Consider the following 606-nt stretch of genomic DNA (forward strand, 5'->3'; position numbering starts at 1 on the left):
CGGGCCAGCGCATCGCGGGCGGCGCGCTCGGCATCGATGGGGTCGGACTTGGCGCCGGCGCGGCGGGCCGGGCGCTTGGGTCGGTCGAGCTCGACGACGAGTTCCTCAGCCTCGGCCAGGTGGCGGGTCAGGCCGGCGCCGTAGCCGCCGGTGCCCTCCATCGCCCAGGCCCGCAGCCCGGAGTGCTGCTCGGCCAGGGCGACCAGTTCGGCGTAGCCGTCGGGATCGGCGGTCACCGTTGCTCTGGCCAGCACGCCACCGGTGCGGGTATCGACGACCGCGGCGGTGTGGGTCTGGCTGTGGGTGTCGACGCCGATGACGACCTCGACCAGCTCTGCCAGCATGGACATGCGTTCTCTCCTCGCCAGATGGGACGCAGCAGGTCCCGGTCCGGTGCGGAGATGGCAAGACTGTGATGAGACACGTCAGCGGCAACTGGCGGTCAAGCTCCTGATCAGGCCAACGTCTCCGGCCGGGCCGGTGCCGGCAGCAGCAGGCGGACAAGTCCGCTGGAAGGCACGAAGCCAGTCAGGCGAAGGGTCACGCCCACTGCCGCCGGCTGTCAGCCCATCACCGATGAGTCGACCCGGCCAGCCTCACAGTCAG

1 protein-coding gene is annotated in these 606 nt (G+C 71.1%); it reads right to left on the bottom strand.

Annotated features, from left to right (window positions below; all coding sequences use genetic code 11):
* A partial coding sequence (locus ACK586_RS25505; protein WP_409333331.1) for an IS110 family transposase occupies positions 1 to 350 on the bottom strand: 350 nt, incomplete at its 3' end.
* Positions 351 to 606 lie beyond the last annotated feature (256 nt).

The sequence above is a fragment of the Trujillonella humicola genome (assembly GCF_046233715.1).
Taxonomy (GTDB): Bacteria; Actinomycetota; Actinomycetes; order Mycobacteriales; family Geodermatophilaceae; genus Trujillonella; species Trujillonella humicola.